General features: G+C 71.7%; 14 protein-coding genes and 1 pseudogene. 12 read left to right on the forward strand and 3 right to left on the reverse strand.

The annotated features are described in order from the left end of the window. The first annotated feature begins 99 nt into the window (after nucleotides 1-99). The 4 genes from HB370_RS27815 (at nucleotide 100) to serA (ending at nucleotide 5464) form a co-directional block, all read left to right on the forward strand. Nucleotides 100-1950, forward strand: a complete 1851-nt coding sequence (locus HB370_RS27815; protein ID WP_030793136.1) for an acetolactate synthase large subunit — start codon at nucleotides 100-102, stop codon at nucleotides 1948-1950. 30 nt (nucleotides 1951-1980) lie between these two features. After that, complete coding sequence (gene ilvN / locus HB370_RS27820; protein WP_030793132.1) at nucleotides 1981-2505, forward strand: acetolactate synthase small subunit; 525 nt, start codon at nucleotides 1981-1983, stop codon at nucleotides 2503-2505. A 118-nt stretch (nucleotides 2506-2623) separates the two neighbouring features. Beyond that, the gene (gene ilvC / locus HB370_RS27825; protein WP_030793129.1) at nucleotides 2624-3622 is read left to right on the forward strand and encodes a ketol-acid reductoisomerase; all 999 of its coding nucleotides are present in this window, start codon (nucleotides 2624-2626) and stop codon (nucleotides 3620-3622) included. A gap of 252 nt (nucleotides 3623-3874) precedes the next feature. Next, nucleotides 3875-5464, forward strand: coding sequence for a phosphoglycerate dehydrogenase (gene serA, locus HB370_RS27830; protein WP_030793127.1), 1590 nt, complete (start codon nucleotides 3875-3877; stop codon nucleotides 5462-5464). A gap of 68 nt (nucleotides 5465-5532) precedes the next feature. Here serA and HB370_RS27835 read toward each other — a convergent pair whose 3' ends face one another. Beyond that, nucleotides 5533-7062, reverse strand: a complete 1530-nt coding sequence (locus tag HB370_RS27835; protein ID WP_030793124.1) for an MFS transporter — start codon at nucleotides 7060-7062, stop codon at nucleotides 5533-5535. A 95-nt stretch (nucleotides 7063-7157) separates the two neighbouring features. Here HB370_RS27835 and HB370_RS27840 point away from each other — a divergent pair, with 95 nt between their 5' ends. Continuing rightward, the gene (locus HB370_RS27840) at nucleotides 7158-7742 is read left to right on the forward strand and encodes a TetR/AcrR family transcriptional regulator (protein WP_030793121.1); all 585 of its coding nucleotides are present in this window, start codon (nucleotides 7158-7160) and stop codon (nucleotides 7740-7742) included. An 80-nt stretch (nucleotides 7743-7822) separates the two neighbouring features. After that, the gene (locus tag HB370_RS27845; RefSeq protein WP_030793118.1) at nucleotides 7823-9379 is read left to right on the forward strand and encodes an FAD-dependent monooxygenase; all 1557 of its coding nucleotides are present in this window, start codon (nucleotides 7823-7825) and stop codon (nucleotides 9377-9379) included. A 19-nt stretch (nucleotides 9380-9398) separates the two neighbouring features. Here HB370_RS27845 and HB370_RS27850 read toward each other — a convergent pair whose 3' ends face one another. Beyond that, entirely contained in the window at nucleotides 9399-10691 is a 1293-nt protein-coding gene (locus tag HB370_RS27850) for a helix-turn-helix domain-containing protein (RefSeq protein ID WP_244405655.1), read from the reverse strand. Between the two features lie 165 nt (nucleotides 10692-10856). On the opposite strand from HB370_RS27850, the gene HB370_RS27855 reads away from it, so the two are divergent. The 6 genes from HB370_RS27855 (at nucleotide 10857) to HB370_RS27875 (ending at nucleotide 16933) form a co-directional block, all read left to right on the forward strand. Next, a complete protein-coding gene (locus HB370_RS27855) occupies nucleotides 10857-11783 on the forward strand; it encodes a proline dehydrogenase family protein (RefSeq protein ID WP_030793112.1) in 927 nt (308 codons plus the stop codon). Between the two features lie 38 nt (nucleotides 11784-11821). After that, the gene (pruA, locus tag HB370_RS27860) at nucleotides 11822-13453 is read left to right on the forward strand and encodes an L-glutamate gamma-semialdehyde dehydrogenase (RefSeq protein WP_030793109.1); all 1632 of its coding nucleotides are present in this window, start codon (nucleotides 11822-11824) and stop codon (nucleotides 13451-13453) included. Between the two features lie 85 nt (nucleotides 13454-13538). Next, entirely contained in the window at nucleotides 13539-14078 is a 540-nt protein-coding gene (locus HB370_RS27865; protein WP_030793107.1) for a GNAT family N-acetyltransferase, read from the forward strand. A gap of 259 nt (nucleotides 14079-14337) precedes the next feature. Beyond that, nucleotides 14338-14469 (forward strand): hypothetical protein, encoded by a 132-nt coding sequence (locus HB370_RS42495; RefSeq protein WP_086025501.1) that lies wholly within the window; start codon nucleotides 14338-14340, stop codon nucleotides 14467-14469. A gap of 88 nt (nucleotides 14470-14557) precedes the next feature. Continuing rightward, on the forward strand, nucleotides 14558-15601 hold the full coding sequence (locus HB370_RS27870) for a 3-isopropylmalate dehydrogenase (protein WP_030793102.1): 1044 nt from the start codon (nucleotides 14558-14560) through the stop codon (nucleotides 15599-15601). A gap of 243 nt (nucleotides 15602-15844) precedes the next feature. Then, nucleotides 15845-16933 (forward strand): branched-chain amino acid aminotransferase, encoded by a 1089-nt coding sequence (locus HB370_RS27875; protein WP_030793099.1) that lies wholly within the window; start codon nucleotides 15845-15847, stop codon nucleotides 16931-16933. 119 nt (nucleotides 16934-17052) lie between these two features. Here the strand turns inward: HB370_RS27875 and HB370_RS27880 are convergent. Continuing rightward, nucleotides 17053-17886, reverse strand: a pseudogene (locus HB370_RS27880) (cytosine permease); the annotation flags it as partial. Between the last annotated feature and the right edge of the window lie 2 nt (nucleotides 17887-17888).

The following is a 17888-nucleotide window of genomic DNA, read 5'->3' on the forward strand; positions in this document are numbered from 1 at the left end:
GTGGCACGAGGGGTTTTTTGTTGCACGAGTGCCATTCGTGCAGCGCCCCAGATCCGCCCGAACCTCGCAAAAACCCTCAGCATCGAGAAGAGAATGCCGATGACCGAGCAGGCCACCGGGGCCCACCATCCGCAGCCGCGGCCCCGTTCCGGAGGACAGCAGTCCGCCCCCGTCGAGCACGTCACGGGTGCGCAGTCCCTCATCCGCTCCCTCGAGGAGGTCGGCGCGGACACGGTATTCGGCATTCCCGGCGGCACGATCCTCCCGGCGTACGACCCGCTGATGGACTCCTCCCGGGTGCGGCACATCCTGGTCCGGCACGAGCAGGGCGCCGGCCACGCCGCCACCGGCTACGCGCAGGCCACCGGCAAGGTCGGCGTCTGCATGGCGACCTCGGGCCCCGGCGCCACCAACCTGGTCACCCCGATCGCCGACGCCAACATGGACTCCGTCCCGCTGGTCGCGATCACCGGACAGGTGGTGTCCTCCGCGATCGGCACGGACGCCTTCCAGGAGGCGGACATCGTCGGCATCACCATGCCGATCACCAAGCACAGCTTCCTGGTCACCAAGGGCGAGGACATCCCGCGGGTGATCGCGGAGGCGTTCCACATCGCCTCGACCGGCCGCCCCGGACCGGTCCTGGTGGACATCCCCAAGGACATCCTCCAGAAGAAGACCACCTTCTCCTGGCCGCCCGTCATGGACCTGCCCGGCTACCGCCCGGTGACCAAGCCGCACGCCAAGCAGATCCGCGAGGCGGCCAAGCTCATCACCGCCGCGAAGCGCCCCGTCCTCTACGTCGGCGGCGGCGTCCTCAAGGCGCAGGCCACGGCCGAGCTGAAGGTCCTGGCCGAGCTGACCGGCGCCCCGGTCACCACCACACTGATGGCGCTCGGCGCGTTCCCCGACAGCCACCCGCTGCACGTCGGCATGCCCGGCATGCACGGCAGCGTCGCCGCGGTCACCGCGCTGCAGAAGGCCGACCTGATCGTGGCCCTCGGCGCCCGCTTCGACGACCGCGTCACCGGCAAGCTGGACAGCTTCGCCCCTTACGCCAAGATCGTCCACGCGGACATCGACCCGGCCGAGATCGGCAAGAACCGGGCCGCGGACGTGCCGATCGTCGGGGACGCCCGCGAGGTCATCGCCGACCTGGTCCAGGCCGTGCAGAAGGAGCACAGCGAGGGCCACAAGGGCGACTACACCGCCTGGTGGAGCGACCTGAACCGGTGGCGCGAGACCTACCCGCTCGGCTACGACCTGCCCGAGGACGGCTCGCTCTCCCCGCAGCAGGTCATCGAGCGGATCGGCAGCCTCGCCCCCGAGGGCACGATCTTCGCCGCGGGCGTCGGCCAGCACCAGATGTGGTCCGCGCACTTCATCCAGTACGACCAGCCCGCCACCTGGCTCAACTCCGGCGGCGCCGGGACGATGGGCTACGCGGTCCCCGCCGCCATGGGCGCCAAGGCCGGCCGCCCGGAGCGGACGGTGTGGGCGATCGACGGCGACGGCTGCTTCCAGATGACCAATCAGGAACTGACCACCTGCGCCCTGAACAACATCCCGATCAAGGTCGCCATCATCAACAACGGCGCCCTCGGGATGGTCCGCCAGTGGCAGACCCTCTTCTACAACCAGCGCTACTCCAACACCGTGCTGCACAGCGGCCCGGACGACGTCAACCCGGACGCCCGAGGCACCCGGGTGCCGGACTTCGTGAAGCTGTCCGAGGCGATGGGCTGCGTGGCCCTGCGCTGCGAGCGCCCCGAGGACCTGGACAAGGTCATCGAGGAGGCCAACTCCATCAACGACCGCCCGGTGGTGGTCGACTTCATCGTCCACGAGGACGCCATGGTGTGGCCGATGGTCGCCGCCGGCACCTCCAACGACGAGATCATGGCCGCCCGGGACGTCCGCCCCGACTTCGGCGACAACGAAGACGACTGACCGTCAACAGGCAAGGAAGAGCAGAACATCATGTCCAAGCACACGCTCTCCGTCCTGGTGGAGAACACCCCGGGCATCCTCGCCCGGATCGCCGCCCTGTTCTCCCGGCGCGGCTTCAACATCGACTCCCTCGCGGTCGGCGTCACCGAGCACCCCGACATCTCCCGCATCACCATCGTGGTGAACGTCGAGGACCTGCCGCTGGAGCAGGTGACCAAGCAGCTCAACAAGCTCGTCAACGTGCTGAAGATCGTCGAGCTGGAGCCGGGTCAGGCCGTGCAGCGCGAACTCGTCCTGGTGAAGGTCCGCGCCGACAACGAGACCCGCTCCCAGATCGTGGAGATCGTCCAGCTGTTCCGCGCCAAGACCGTGGACGTCTCCCCGGAGGCCGTGACCATCGAGGCCACCGGTTCCAGCGACAAGCTGTCCGCCATGCTCAAGATGCTGGAGCCGTACGGCATCAAGGAGCTGGTCCAGTCCGGCACGATCGCGATCGGCCGCGGCGCCCGTTCGATCACGGACCGCTCACTGCGCGCCCTCGACCGGACGGCATAAGACCTGTTGCGGGCGGCCGGCGATCAACCGGCGCCCGTATCCCGAGACCCCCGAACTTCCGTCCCGCCCGCCGTCATACGGTGGGACGCACCACCTGCACACAAGGAGAGAACCCAAAGTGGCCGAGCTGTTCTACGACGCTGACGCCGACCTGTCCATCATCCAGGGCCGCAAGGTCGCGGTCATCGGCTACGGCAGCCAGGGCCACGCCCACGCGCTGTCGCTGCGCGACTCCGGTGTCGACGTGCGTGTCGGTCTGCACGAGGGCTCGAAGTCCAAGGCCAAGGCCGAGGAGCAGGGCCTGCGCGTGGTGACCCCGGCCGAGGCCGCCGCCGAGGCCGACGTCATCATGATCCTGGTCCCGGACCCGATCCAGGCCCAGGTCTACGAGGAGTCCATCAAGGACAACCTCAAGGACGGCGACGCGCTGTTCTTCGGCCACGGCTTCAACATCCGCTTCGGCTTCATCAAGCCCCCGGCCGGCGTGGACGTCTGCATGGTCGCCCCGAAGGGCCCGGGCCACCTGGTCCGCCGCCAGTACGAGGAGGGCCGCGGCGTTCCGTGCATCGCCGCCGTGGAGCAGGACGCCTCGGGCAACGCCTTCGCGCTCGCCCTGTCGTACGCCAAGGGCATCGGCGGCACCCGCGCCGGCGTCATCAAGACCACCTTCACCGAGGAGACCGAGACCGACCTGTTCGGCGAGCAGGCCGTGCTGTGCGGTGGCACCTCGGCCCTGGTCAAGGCGGGCTTCGAGACCCTGGTCGAGGCCGGTTACCAGCCGGAGATCGCCTACTTCGAGTGCCTGCACGAGCTGAAGCTGATCGTCGACCTCATGTACGAGGGCGGCCTGGAGAAGATGCGCTGGTCCGTCTCCGAGACGGCCGAGTGGGGCGACTACGTCACCGGCCCGCGCATCATCACCGACGCCACCAAGGCGGAGATGAAGAAGGTCCTCGCCGAGATCCAGGACGGCACCTTCGCCCAGAACTGGATGGACGAGTACCACGGCGGCCTGAAGAAGTACGACGAGTACAAGAAGCAGGACTCCGAGCACCTGCTGGAGACCACCGGCAAGCAGCTGCGCAAGCTGATGTCGTGGGTCGACGAGGAGGCCTGACCTCCGCTTCGCGTGGCGGTGTTCCCCGGCCGGGGAACACCGCCACGCGGCTTCCCGCCGGGGCTCCGTACAAAGTGGAGCCTCTCATCCGGGTGATCCTTCCGCGGAGGCGTAATACAGAACGCGCCGCGCCACTACACTTCTGCACAACACGCGTCAGGCCCACAGCGTCGTGCGTCTTCCGCGGCTAGCCCCCCTCCACCGCCTGCGGCCGTCGGGACGGCCGTCCGCATCGCACATGTGAGGACTCACGTGAGCTCGAAACCCGTCGTACTCATCGCTGAAGAGCTGTCGCCCGCCACCGTCGACGCACTCGGTCCGGACTTCGAGATCCGGCACTGCAACGGAGCGGACCGCTCCGAGCTGCTGCCGGCCATCGCCGAGGTGGACGCGATCCTGATCCGCTCGGCCACCAAGGTCGACGCCGAGGCCATCGCCGCCGCGAAGAAGCTCAAGGTCGTCGCACGAGCCGGCGTCGGCCTGGACAACGTCGACGTCTCCGCCGCCACCAAGGCCGGCGTGATGGTCGTCAACGCCCCCACCTCCAACATCGTGACCGCGGCCGAGCTGGCCTGCGGTCTCATCCTCTCCACCGCCCGCAACATCCCGCAGGCCAACGCCGCGCTGAAGAACGGCGAGTGGAAGCGCAGCAAGTACACGGGCGTGGAGCTGGCCGAGAAGACGCTGGGCGTCGTGGGCCTGGGCCGCATCGGTGCCCTCGTCGCGCAGCGCATGTCCGCGTTCGGCATGAAGGTCGTCGCCTACGACCCCTATGTGCAGCCCGCGCGGGCCGCGCAGATGGGCGTCAAGGTGCTGTCGCTGGACGAGCTGCTGGAGGTCTCCGACTTCATCACCGTCCACCTGCCCAAGACCCCCGAGACCCTCGGCCTGATCGGCGACGAGGCGCTGCGCAAGGTCAAGCCGAGCGTGCGCATCGTCAACGCCGCGCGCGGCGGCATCGTGGACGAGGCGGCGCTGTACGCGGCGCTGAAGGAGGGCCGGGTCGCCGGCGCGGGCCTGGACGTGTACGCGAAGGAGCCGTGCACCGACTCCCCGCTGTTCGAGCTGGACCAGGTCGTCTGCACCCCGCACCTGGGCGCGTCGACCGACGAGGCGCAGGAGAAGGCCGGCATCGCCGTCGCCAAGTCCGTCCGCCTCGCGCTCGCCGGCGAGCTGGTGCCGGACGCGGTCAACGTCCAGGGCGGTGTCATCGCCGAGGACGTCAAGCCGGGCCTGCCGCTGGCCGAGCGCCTGGGCCGGATCTTCACCGCGCTCGCCGGCGAGGTCGCGGTCCGCCTCGACGTCGAGGTCTACGGCGAGATCACCCAGCACGACGTGAAGGTGCTGGAGCTGTCGGCGCTCAAGGGCGTCTTCGAGGACGTCGTGGACGAGACCGTGTCCTACGTCAACGCGCCGCTGTTCGCCCAGGAGCGCGGGGTCGAGGTGCGCCTGACCACCAGCTCGGAGTCGTCCGACCACCGCAATGTGGTGACCGTGCGCGGCACGCTGGGCACCGGCGAGGAGGTGTCGGTCTCCGGCACGCTGGCCGGCCCGAAGCACGTCCAGAAGATCGTCGCGGTCGGCGCGTACGACGTCGACCTGGCGCTCGCCGACCACATGCTGGTGCTGCGCTACGAGGACCGTCCGGGTGTCGTCGGCACCGTCGGCCGCATCCTCGGCGAGGCGGGCATCAACATCGCCGGCATGCAGGTCGCCCGCGCGACGGTGGGCGGCGAGGCGCTGGCCGTGCTGACCGTCGACGACACGGTGGGCACCGCCGTCCTGGCCGAGCTCTCCGCGGAGATCGGGGCCGCGTCGGCCCGGTCGGTCAACCTGGTCTGAGCAACGCGCGAAACGCCGGACGGGCCGGGGGAAACCCCCGGCCCGTCCGGCGTTTTTGCGGTACCCGCTCACTCGTGCCCGGCCCGGGACTTCCGCAGCGTCGCTCCCGCCGCCAGGGCAGCCACCGCCAGCAGCACCGCCCCCGCGATCGCCGCGCCGCGCATCCCGCTGGTGAACGCCTCCCGCGCCGTGGCCAGCAGGGACCCGCCCGCCGGGCCCGGCAGCCGCGACGCGTCGGCCAGTGCCCCGCCGAGGGTCTCGCGGGCCTGGGCCGAGGCGCCGGCCGGCATCTCGTGGCGGTAGAGGGCGGTGCCGATGGAGCCGAGGACCGCCATGCCCAGCGCGCCGCCGAACTCGGTGCCGGTCTCCAGCAGCGCGGAGGCGGTGCCCGCCCGCTCCACCGGGGCCCCGCTCATCGCGAGGTCGGCCAGCTGGGACATCACCATCACCACCCCGGAGGCCAGGACTCCGGCCGCGGCCAGCACCAGCCACAGGGAGTCGGTGCCGGCGAGGGCGAGCAGGGCGTACCCGGCCGCGCCGGTCGAGAAGCCTGCGGTGACCACGTACCCGCGGTGGACGCCCCGCTGGACGAGCCCGGCGGCGACCGGTCCGGCGATCCCGATGAGCACCGACGGCAGCAGGCTCCACAGGGCCGCCGCCAGCGGGCTCTTGCCGAGGACCGACTGGAGGTACTGGGTGGTGAAGATCGCCGAGCCCATCATCCCGAACGCGCAGACCAGGGTCAGCAGCAGCGCCGGGGTGAAGGCGGGGACGCGGAACAGGGCCGGCGGTATCAGCGGGGCGGCGGCGGTGCGCTGGCGCCGGGTGAACAGGGCCGCGAACAGCAGGCCGACGGCGAGCGCGGCGACGTACCGGGGGTGCCAGCCCGCGGAGGGGATCTCCTTCAGGCCGTAGACCACGGGAAGCACGGCGGCCATGGACAGCGGGATGCTCGGCCAGTCGAAGCGGCCGGGCGCGGGGTTCCGGGACTCGGGCAGCAGCACCGGGCCGAGGACGAGCAGCAGCGCCATCGCGGGCAGGTTGACCAGGAAGACCGAGCCCCACCAGAAGTGCTCGACCAGGATGCCGCTCAGCACCGAGCCGAGGGCGATGCCGCCGGTCATCACGCCGGACCACAGTCCGATCGCCTTGGCGCGCTGGGCCGGGTCGGTGAACATCGTGCGCACCAGGGCCATGGTGGACGGCATCAGGGTGGCGCCGCCGACGCCGAGCACGGCGCGGGCCGCGATCAGGGTTTCGGCGCTGTCCGCGTAGGCCGCGAGGAGCGAGGCGGCACCGAAGGCGGCGGCACCGCACAGCAGCAGCCGGCGGCTGCCGAGGCGGTCGCCGAGCGAGCCCATCGTCATCAGCAGACCGGCCAGGACGAAGCCGTAGATGTCGAAGATCCACAGCTGCTGGGTGCCGGTCGGCCGCAGGTCGGCGCTGATCGCGGGGGTCGCGAAGTACAGCACCGAGACGTCCATCGAAACCAGCAGCAGCGGCAGCATCAGCACACCGAGCGCGGTCCACTCGCGGCGTCCGGCGCGGACGGGGGCGCCTTGGGCGCCGAGGGTGAGGGTGCTCGTCGGGTCGGTCATGGCGAGGACTGTACGGACGTCTTAAACAGTTGTCTAGGACGCTTGTATAAGTCGGCCGTCTAGGACGCCTGTATGAACACGGCTAGGGTGTCGGCATGGGACACCGTGAGGACCTGCTCGAAGGCGCCAAGCGCTGCCTGCTCCAGAAGGGCTTCCTGCGCACGACCGCGCGGGACATCGTCAAGGAGTCGGGCACCAACCTGGCGTCGATCGGCTACCACTACGGCTCGAAGGACGAGCTGCTGGCGCAGGCGTACGTCGCCCTGATCGAGGGCCTGGGCGAGCGCTTCGCGCCGGCGCCGGCCGAGGAGATGACCCAGCCGCCCGGCTCGCTGGAACGCTTCCAGGAGGTCTGGGCCGCCGTCATCCGCACCGTTCCGGAGGCCCGGCCGATCTGGCTGCTCAGCTTCGAGCTGATGTTCCAGGACGAGCGGCTGGCCGAGGTCCGCAAGCTGCTCGCCGAGGCGTCGAAGGACGGTCGCACCGGATTCGTCGCTCTGTTCGGCGGAATTCCGGAGGCCGACGTGGACCCGGAGCGGGCCGAGAGCGAGGGCCGGCTCTACCAGACCCTGCTCAACGGCCTCATGGTCCAGTGGCTCTTCGACCCCGGCACCGCGACCACCGCCGATCAGCTCACGGAGGGCCTGCGGCGGGTGATGGACGCGGCGCAAGGGCGCTGACCCGGCCGGATTGCGGGCGGCCGGCGGGCGCGTCAGAGTGGCCCCATGGCACGGACCCGCCGCGCGGAACGGCGTCCGGGATGCCCGTAGCGGACGCGGAGACGGCGGTGCTGATCGTGGGCGGCGGGCCGGTCGGGCTCACCGCGCGGGCCCTGCTGGCCCGGTGGGACGTACCCGCCCTGCTCGTCGAGAAGCGCCGGGAGCTGTCGCCGTTTCCCCGCTCCCGGCTGGTCAACGTCCGCTCGATGGAGATCTTCCGCGGCCTCGGACTGGCCGGCCGGGTCGCCGCCCGCGCCTTCCCGCCGGAGTACGGCCGGGTCCGCTTCCGCGACACCCTCGGCGGCCCCGACTACGCCACCGCCGCCATGACCGGGGTCCGCGCGCCGGTGCCCGAGAGCCCCGTGACCGGTGTCGTCACCTCCCAGGACCGGCTGGAGCCCACCCTGCTCGGCGCGGCGGACACCCCCGTGCGCTTCGGCACCGAGCTCGTCGGGCTCACCGAGGAACCGGACGGTGTCGTGGCGCTGCTCGACGGGCCCGGCCCCGGCGCCCGGACCCGGATCCGGGCCCGTTACCTCCTCGCCGCCGACGGCGCGCACTCCACCGTCCGCCGGCTGCTGGGCATCGGCACCGGCGGACCGGGGGAGCTGGGCGCCTTCACCACCGTCGTCTTCGACGCCGACCTCGGCCGCTGGTGCGCCCGGCAGCCCGCCGGGGTCTACTTCACCGCGCACGGTTCGTTCCTGCCGCTGTACCCCGAGGGCGGCTGGGCCTGGTTCGGCCCCACGCCCGAGGACCCGGACACCGCCGACTGGCCGGCCGTCGTCGCGCGCGCCCTCGGCCCCGGCGCCGGTGTCCGGCCCGACGTGCTGCGCGTCCAGCACTGGGTGATGACCGCGTTCGTCGCCGACCGCTTCCGGCGCGGCCGCGTCCTGCTGGCCGGCGACGCCGCGCACACTGTCCCCGTCATCGGCGGGCTGGGCATGAACGCGGGCATCGCCGACGCGCACAACCTCTGCTGGAAACTGGCGGGAGTGCTCCAGGGGTGGGCCTCCCCGGCCCTGCTGGACAGCTACGAAGCGGAACGCCGGCCCGTCGCCCGTACGACACTCCGCCAGGCGGTGGCCAACACCAGGCTGGCGGCCCGCGTGCTGGACCGGCGCCGGGAACAGCTGCGCAGCGGCACGGGGACCCCGGCACCGCCGGCCGAAGCCCCCTGGTCGGAGCGGTACTTCGCGCAACTGGGCCTCGTACTCGGCGTCACCTACCGCTCCGGCGCGGTCCTCCACGCGGGCGGCCGCGCCGACGACACCGGCCCGGACTACGTCCCCACCGCCGACCCCGGCCGCCGCATGCCCCACCTCTGGCTCGGCCCCGGCCGCTCCACGCTCGACCTCTGCGGCGAGTGGTTCACCCTGTTCAGCGCGGGCCCCGCCCGCCGGACACCACCGCCCGCCACCCCTTGTCCGCTGCGCGTCGCGCCCCTGCCCGCCGGGCCCGCCGACGCCCTCGGCCTCGGCCCGCACGGAACGCTGCTGGTCCGCCCCGACGGCCACATCGCCGCGCGCCGCCACGAACGCCCCGCCGGCGTCGGCACCCTCCACCGGGACCTCGCCGTGCTCACCGGAACGGCGTGACCACTCGGTCGGGCGAGGCTCACAGCCGGGCCCGTTTCAGTGCCATGTGCAGCAGCAGCCGGTCCTCGCCGTCGTCCAGGTCCAGGCCGGTCAGCTGCTCCACCCGGGACAGCCGGTAGTACAGCGTCTGGCGGTGGATGCCCAGCTCGGACGCCGTGCGCCCGGCCTGGCCCGCGCAGTCCAGGTAGATCTCCGCCGTACGGGCGAGTTCCGCGTGGGCGGGGGAGAGGAGCGAGCCGACCACCCGGTCCCGCGCGGTCTCCGGCGGCAGCGCGGTCAGCAGCCGGTACGCCCCGATCCGCGCCCACTCGGCGACCGGCCCGAGCCGTGGCTCGGCCAGCGCGGCGCGCGCCGCGTCGAACGCCTGCTGCCACATGGTGCCCAGCTCCGCGAGGCCCGCGCCGGGCTCCCCGATGCCGGCGGCGTGACCGGTGGCCCGGGCGGCGAGCCCGGCCGCCGCGCCGGGCCGCGCCGCCACGGCCGCCGCCGCCCGCGCCCCGGCGCCGCGCGCCCGCGTCCCCCGGGACTCCTCGGCCTCCTTCAGCAGCCGGGTGGCGGCGGCCACCGCGGGGGCCGTCGTGTCCGGGGTGCGCAGCCGCACCAGGACCGCGAGGCTCAGGCCGGCCGCTCCCCAGGGCAGGGTGCACAGGGCCGTGGCGTGCGGGACCGTGCGCGGCGCGGGGACGTCGTCCGGGTCGGCCGCCGGCCAGGGCGCCACGCAGACCAGCGCGTGCGGGCCGTCGGCGCGGGGGCCGAGCGCGGTGCGCAGGTCGGCCACCGCCATGTCCCGCTGCCAGCCCCGGTCGGCGGTGAGCACCGCCCGCAGCTCCCGGCTCAGCCCCGCCCCGGCCTCCGCCTCGTCGGCGAGCAGCGCGCCGATCCGGTCCGCCACCCGCATGGCGGCGGTCAGCTGGGCGTCGGTCGGCCCCGGGTCGCCGTCCAGCAGCCAGACGTAGCCGAGGACGACGCCCCGGTGGCGCACCGGCAGGCAGATCCGGCCCCGGTAGACACCGGCCTCGGGGCTGGGCGGGATGCGCACCGGCGCGGTCGCCCGGGTGATGCCGAACCCCTCGAACCAGGCCCGGACGGTCGCCGTGGAGCGCCGGGTGAGGATCGAGCGGGTGCGCACCGGGTCCAGCGCGGAGGGGTCCAGCTCGTCCTCGCTGTCGTAGGCCCCGAAGGCGATCAGCTCGAAGTCGCGGTTCTCCAGGGTCGCGGGTACGCCCAGCAACTCGGAGATCTCGTCCACCAGCTCCTGGTAGTCCGCCTTGAACACCTTGAAATCCGCCGCCACCCGGGCATTCTCCCCCATTCCCCGGCCGCCTTCATACATCTGTCTGAGATCTCGGGCACGGATGCGTGACAGCTGTCGATGGCCCAGGATCGGAGAGATCCTTAGGTTTCACGGTGGTTCTCCGTGCCGTACCCGAATCGTCGGGTGGCGGCCTCTTTTGGTGCTTGTCTGTGGAGGTGCCCCGTGCTGGGTCCCGTGATTCTCGCCGCGTCGCGCAGCGACCGGATGCGACGCCTGATCTCGGCGGTCCCGGTGACCAAGCAGGTCGTCGACCGCTTCATACCCGGCGAGACCGTCGCCGACATCGTCCCGATCATCGAGGACCTGACGGCCAAGGGCCTGGAGCTGACGATGGACGTCGTCGGCGAGGACATCACCACCCCGGAGCAGGCCACCGCCGCCCGGGACGCCTACCTGGCGCTGATCGACCACCTCAAGGGCCTGGAACTGGGCGAGAAGGTCGAGATGTCGGTCAAGCTCTCCATGTTCGGCCAGGCGCTGGACGGCGGTCACGAGCTGGCCCTCGCCAACGTCCGCCCGGTCGTCGAGGCCGCCGCCGCCATCGGCACGACGGTCACCCTGGACGCCGAGGACCACACCACCCTGGACTCGATGTTCGCCATCCATGAGGAGCTGCGGAAGGACTTCCCGCAGACCGGCTGCGTCATCCAGGCGTACCTCTTCCGCACCGAGGCCGACGCCCGCCGCCTCGCCGAGTCCGGCAGCCGGGTCCGCCTGGTCAAGGGCGCCTACAAGGAGCCCGCCGAGGTCGCCTACCAGCAGAAGCACGAGATCGACAAGGCATACGTGCGGATCCTGCGGATCCTGATGGAGGGCGAGGGCTACCCGATGATCGGGTCCCACGACCCCCGCCTGATCGCCATCGCCCAGGAGCTGGCCCACAAGGCCGGCCGTAAGCTCGACGAGTACGAGTTCCAGATGCTGTACGGCATCCGGGGCGAGGAGCACCTGCGGCTGGCCGCCGAGGGCCACCGCATGCGCGTCTACACGGCCTACGGCACCGACTGGTACGGCTACTTCATGCGCCGTCTCGCGGAGAAGCCGGCGAACCTCCGGTTCTTCCTCCGTTCCATGGTCAGCAAGGGCTGAGCCCACCACCCGCTCACGTACAAGGAGTTACGGATCTCATGGACGCTGTGACCCAGGTCCCCACCCCCGTCAACGAGCCGGTGCACGGCTACGCCCCCGGCTCGCCCGAGCGCCTCCGGCTGGAGGCCAAGCTCAAGGAGCTGGCCGAGAACCCGATCGAGCTGCCGATGACCATCGGCGGCGAGAAGCGGCTGGGCGGCGGCGAGCCGTTCCAGGTGGTCCAGCCGCACAACCACAAGTCCGTCATCGGCACCGGCCGGCACGCCACCCAGCAGGACGCCCGCGACGCCATCGACGCGGCCCTGGCCGCCGCCCCCGCCTGGCGCGCGATGTCCTTCGACGACCGTGCCGCGATCATCCTGCGCGCCGCCGAGCTGCTGGCCGGCCCGTGGCGCGAGACGATTGCCGCGTCCACCATGCTGGGCCAGTCCAAGACCGCCCAGCAGGCCGAGATCGACTCGCCCTGTGAGCTGGTCGACTTCTGGCGCTTCAACGTCCACTACGCCCGCCAGATCATCGCCGAGCAGCCCCCGGCGAACTCCCCGGGCGTGTGGAACCGTCTGGACCACCGCCCGCTGGAGGGCTTCGTCTACGCGATCACGCCGTTCAACTTCTCGGCGATCGCGGCCAACCTGCCCACCGCCCCCGCCCTGATGGGCAACGTGGTGGTCTGGAAGCCGTCCCCGACGCAGACCCACGCCGCCGTGCTGCTGATGCAGCTGCTGGAGGAGGCGGGCCTGCCCAAGGGCGTCATCAACCTCGTCACCGGCGACGGCATCGCGGTCTCCGAGGTCGCCCTGGAGCACCGGGACCTCGCGGGCATCCACTTCACCGGTTCGACCAAGACCTTCCAGTACCTGTGGAAGACGGTCGGCAACAACATCGAGAAGTACCGCTCCTACCCGCGTCTGGTCGGCGAGACCGGCGGCAAGGACTTCCTGGTCGCCCACCCCTCGGCCGACCGCGCGGTGCTGAAGACCGCCCTGACCCGCGGTGCCTTCGAGTACCAGGGCCAGAAGTGCAGCGCCACCTCCCGCGCCTACATCCCGGCCTCCATCTGGAACTCGGGCTTCAAGGAGGAGTTCGCGGCCGAGGTCGACTACCTGACCATGGGTGACGTCACCGACCTGTCGAACTTCATGGGCGCCGTCATCGACGACCGCGCGTTCGCCAAGAACAAGGCCGCCATCGACCGCGCCAAGGCCGACCCCACCTGCACGATCGTCGCGGGCGGCTCCTACGACGACTCGGTGGGCTACTTCGTCCGCCCGACCGTCATCGAGTGCACCGACCCGGAGAACGAGGTCTTCACCACCGAGTACTTCGGCCCGATCCTCGCGGTGTACGTCTACGAGGACGACAAGTACGACGAGATGCTGACCCAGATGGAGTCGGTGTCGGACTACGCCCTCACCGGCTCGGTCATCGCCAACGACCGCGCTGCGGCGGCGTACACGATGGAGAAGCTCCGCTTCGCCGCGGGCAACTTCTACATCAACGACAAGTCGACCGGCGCCGTCGTCGGCCAGCAGCCCTTCGGCGGCGGCCGCGCCTCCGGCACCAACGACAAGGCCGGCGCCCCCCAGAACCTGCTGCGCTGGACCCTGACCCGCGCCATCAAGGAGACCCTGGTCCCGCCGACCGACTACGGCTACCCGCACATGGGCTGACCGCCCCCGCGATCCCGGCCCGGGACGCCCGCTTCCGCAGCGGGCCTCCCGGGCCGTCGCCATGTCCGGGGGCGATACTGCCCCCATGACTCCTCGCTGCCGACTCGCCCACACCGCCGACCTCGAACCCGCCGAACTCCGGGAGATACGCGCCCTGTTGGACCACGCCTTCGACGGGGACTTCTCGGACGAGGACTGGGACCACGGGCTCGGCGGGGTGCACGCGCTGATCCGGGACGACGGCGGGCTCGCCGCGCACGGGGCCCTGGTGATGCGCCGGGTGCGGCACCGGGGCCGGTGGCTGCGCACCGGGTACGTCGAGGCCGTCGCCGTACGGGCCGACGTACGGCGCACCGGGCTCGGGGGACGAATCATGGCCGAGCTGGAGCGGGTGCTCGACCGGGCCTACGACCTCGGCGCGCTGTCGGCGAGCGACGAGGGCGCCCTGCTGTACGCCGCCCGGGGCTGGCAGTGCTGGCCCGGACAGGTGCACGCGCTCTCCCCGGAGGGCGTCGTCCGGCTGCCGGACGAGGAAGGCGGGGTGTACGTACGGCCCGCTCCGGGCGCTCCGCTCGACCTGTCCGGCGAACTCGTCCTCGACTGGCGGGACGGCGACGTCACCTGACGGCGTGTCGGGCGGCCGGGCGAAAGCCCAGCTCAGCGGGGTCGTCGTCTCAGATAGTAGGAAGTCCGAGTAATTGTGCAGACAGGCGCGGGCCGCTCCCTTACCGTGAAAGAAGCCGAACGTCTCGCTCCATCCAGCGAATGGCGGTCGTGAGCCGGCCCGCGCAGGCAACCCCTGCGGCCAAGCGCTCCCCGCCCCTTCCGGCGTCTTGCACCCCCCTCATTGCCGTGCTCCACGCATGCCGAAGGAGTCGATTGCCATGGCCGAGACCACCGTCCGCCGCCGAGTCCGCCACGTGTCCCGTACGAGCGAGTCCGACCGCAAGAACGCCGCCGCCGCCCTCCAGCGCGCCCTCGACCGCCGGGACAACGGCGGCCAGACCGGCCACTGAGCCGGCCCGGCACGCGCCGAACGACCTCCCGCCGTCCGCATCGCGGACAGGTCGTGTCATCACCTGGGACGAGGAGTAGGGTGCCGACATGTCTCGCAGCATCAATCTCGCAGTGATCCCCGGTGACGGCATCGGCCAGGAGGTCGTGGCCGAAGGTCTGAAGGTCCTCTCCGCCGTCCTTCCGCAGGATGTGAAGCTGGAGACCAAGGAGTACGACTTCGGCGCCAAGCGCTACCACGCCACCGGTGAGACCCTCACCGACGCCGACCTGGAGCAGCTCAAGGGCCACGACGCCATCCTGCTCGGCGCGATCGGCGACCCGTCCGTGCCGTCCGGCGTCCTGGAGCGCGGCTTCCTGCTGAAGCTCCGCTTCGCCTTCGACCACCACGTCAACCTGCGCCCGTCCAAGCTGCTCCCCGGCGTCGCCACCCCGCTGGCCGGCCAGCCGGAGATCGACTTCGTCGTGGTCCGCGAGGGCACCGAGGGCCCCTACACGGGCAACGGCGGCACCATCCGCAAGGGCACCGCGCACGAGGTCGCCACCGAGGTGTCCGTCAACACGGCCTACGGCGTCGAGCGCGTCGTCCGCGACGCCTTCGAGCGCGCCCAGGCCCGTCCGCGCAAGAAGCTCACGCTGGTCCACAAGAACAACGTGCTGACCTTCGCCGGGCACCTGTGGACGAACATCTTCACCAAGGTGGCCGAGGAGTACCCCGAGGTCACCACCGACTACATCCACGTCGACGCGGCGACGATCTACCTCGTCACCGACCCCGGCCGCTTCGACGTCATCGTCACCGACAACCTCTTCGGCGACATCATCACCGACCTCGCCGCGGCCGTCTCCGGCGGCATCGGCGTGGCCGCTTCCGGCAACATCAACCCCAGCCGCGAGTTCCCGTCCATGTTCGAGCCGGTCCACGGCTCGGCCCCGGACATCGCCGGCCAGGGCAAGGCCGACCCCACCGCCACCGTCCTGTCCGTCGCCCTGCTGCTGCGCCACCTGGGCTACGAGTCGGAGGCCGACCGCATCGACACGGCCGTGGCCGCCGACCTGACCGAGCGCGCCGGAAAGCCGGCCCGCTCCACCTCCGAGATCGGCGACGCGCTCGCCGTACGCGTAGCCGGCTGACCCGCCGCGCTACACCTCGAGCCGCCGGGTCGCGAACCGCACCCGGCGGCTTCTGTCGTGTCCCGCCGGGTGTCACCATCAACCCCTGGGCCGCCTCACCCGGATTCCGTCCGTCGTTGCCCGCGCGCGATAATCGAACGCGGAGCCGCGATATGAGGGAATGCTCGGACGTCCGATCACCGACGACCGGGAGTGCAGGCGTGAGCGCGGCCCGTCACTACAACCGGTGAAGGACAACCACTGATGACGACGCCCACGATCGAGCTCAAGCCGTCCGCCAGCCCGCTCGCCGCCGCAGAGCGCGAGGCGATCCTGGCCGACCCCGGCTTCGGCCGCCACTTCACCGACCACATGGTGACGATCAGGTGGACCGAGGGCCGCGGCTGGCACGACGCCCAGCTCGTTCCGTACGGTCCGATCTCCCTGGACCCGTCCACGGCCGTCCTGCACTATGGCCAGGAGATCTTCGAGGGGCTGAAGGCATACCGCCAGCCGGACGGCTCGGTCGCGCTGTTCCGTCCCGAGGCCAACGCCCGCCGGTTCCGCAGCTCCGCCCGCCGCATGGCCATGGCCGAGCTGCCCGAGGAGCTGTTCATCGCCGCGCTGGACGCGCTGCTCGCCCAGGACGCCGACTGGGTCCCGCCGCACGGCGGTGAGGCGTCCCTCTACCTGCGGCCGTTCATGTTCGCCACGGAGGCCGCGCTCGGCGTCCACCCGGCCAACGAGTACCTGTTCATGCTGATCGCCTCCCCGTCCGGCGCCTACTTCTCCGGTGGCGTGAAGCCGGTCACCATCTGGGTCGCCGAGGACCACGTCCGCGCCGTCCCGGGCGGCACCGGCGACGCCAAGACCGGCGGCAACTACGCCGCGTCCCTGCTGCCGCAGGCCGAGGCCGCCGCGCACGGCTGCGACCAGGTCGTCTACCTCGACGCGGTCACCCGCACCAAGGTCGAGGAATCCGGCAGCATGAACGTCGCCTTCGTCTACGGCGACCGGATCGTCACCCCCGCGCTCAGCGGCTCCATCCTGGAGGGCATCACCCGCGACTCCATCCTCCAGGTCGCCCGCGACCTCGGCTACACCGCCGAGGAGGGCACGATCACCCTCCAGCAGTGGCGCGAGGACGCGGCGTCCGGCGCGCTGACCGAGGTCTTCGCGTGCGGCACCGCGGCGGTCGTCACGCCCATCGGCCACGTCAAGACCAAGACCGACCAGTGGTCCCACGGCGACGGTTCGACCGGGCCGGTGACCATGCGGCTGCGGGAAGCGCTGCTGTCCGTTCAGCGGGGTCTCACGGAGGACAAGCACGGGTGGATGCACCGGGTCGGTTAAGCACGCGGTTCGACGTGCCGCGAAGGGGCGTCGGGCGACTGCGGGGCCGTTGTGGCCGGTCGCGCAGTTCCCCGCGCCCCTTCGCGGCGCGTGGCCAGTAGCAGGTACACCGCCCCTCGCACCTGGAGGGCGTCGGCGTCGTACACCCCGCCGCAGCGGACGAAGCCGATGAGGGTGATGACCGCCCAGGGGGTGCCGATGGCGGTCAGCAGGAGCACGAACGACGTCATCGCCGATTGCGCGTCCCAGGCGGTGGGGGTCCCCCCCCGGGCGCGAGCACCGAGCCGGCCGAGACCGCCAGCAGCAGCGGCCCCAGGTACCAGCCGGGGGAGGCCGCGACCAGCGGGCCCGCGTAGTCGCCGGCCGCGTACGCCGTGAACGTGCCGAACAACTGCGGCACCAGCAGCCCGAGGACCAGCCCGAGCCAGGTGGCGTGCAGCACCCGGCGGCCGGGGTGGCGGGCGGGGATGTAGCGGGTGTAGTCGCCGAGCAGGGTGACGAAGGCGATGGGACCGGACAGCCCCGCGGCCACCACCGCCAGGAACCAGGTCGGCCAGAAGGAACCCAGCACATAGCCGCCCGCGTCCGGCAGCGCGGCGGTGGTGAAGTGCGGTGTGCAGGCGGCGATCCCGAGGAGCAGCAGGGCCGTCATGCCGACGGCCGGCACCCGGGACATGGCGAGCAGCACCCGGTAGCCGTAGACCAGCGCGTACGACACCCCGTCCGGCGGCACGCCGAGGAGCCGGCCGAGGACCATCAGCACCACGTCCCCGCCGACCCACACCGTCAGCGCGGTGCAGCCGAGGGCGAGCAGCAGTCCGACGTCCGAGCCGACCAGCCGGCCCCGCACGCCGAACCGGGCGCCGGAGGAGGTGGACAAGGACGAGGTCGCGCGGACCGCTGGTCCGTTCCGCTTCCGGGATGGTGCCGACTCCGCGCTGTTCTCTCGGCATGG

Source organism: Streptomyces sp. DSM 40868, assembly GCF_011820545.1.
Taxonomy (GTDB): Bacteria; Actinomycetota; Actinomycetes; order Streptomycetales; family Streptomycetaceae; genus Streptomyces; species Streptomyces eurythermus.

What these genes read in the sequence shown, in the direction of transcription:
- ilvN (WP_030793132.1), top strand. Translation starts at nt 1,981, where the DNA reads ATGTCCAAGCACACGCTCTCCGTCCTGGTGGAGAACACCCCGGGCATC.
- HB370_RS27815 (WP_030793136.1), top strand. Translation starts at nt 100, where the DNA reads ATGACCGAGCAGGCCACCGGGGCCCACCATCCGCAGCCGCGGCCCCGT.
- HB370_RS27840 (WP_030793121.1), top strand. Translation starts at nt 7,158, where the DNA reads ATGGGACACCGTGAGGACCTGCTCGAAGGCGCCAAGCGCTGCCTGCTC.
- HB370_RS27865 (WP_030793107.1), top strand. Translation starts at nt 13,539, where the DNA reads ATGACTCCTCGCTGCCGACTCGCCCACACCGCCGACCTCGAACCCGCC.
- HB370_RS27835 (WP_030793124.1), bottom strand. Translation starts at nt 7,062, where the DNA reads ATGACCGACCCGACGAGCACCCTCACCCTCGGCGCCCAAGGCGCCCCC.
- HB370_RS27875 (WP_030793099.1), top strand. Translation starts at nt 15,845, where the DNA reads ATGACGACGCCCACGATCGAGCTCAAGCCGTCCGCCAGCCCGCTCGCC.
- pruA (WP_030793109.1), top strand. Translation starts at nt 11,822, where the DNA reads ATGGACGCTGTGACCCAGGTCCCCACCCCCGTCAACGAGCCGGTGCAC.
- HB370_RS27845 (WP_030793118.1), top strand. Translation starts at nt 7,823, where the DNA reads ATGCCCGTAGCGGACGCGGAGACGGCGGTGCTGATCGTGGGCGGCGGG.
- HB370_RS27870 (WP_030793102.1), top strand. Translation starts at nt 14,558, where the DNA reads ATGTCTCGCAGCATCAATCTCGCAGTGATCCCCGGTGACGGCATCGGC.
- HB370_RS42495 (WP_086025501.1), top strand. Translation starts at nt 14,338, where the DNA reads ATGGCCGAGACCACCGTCCGCCGCCGAGTCCGCCACGTGTCCCGTACG.
- HB370_RS27850 (WP_244405655.1), bottom strand. Translation starts at nt 10,691, where the DNA reads ATGGGGGAGAATGCCCGGGTGGCGGCGGATTTCAAGGTGTTCAAGGCG.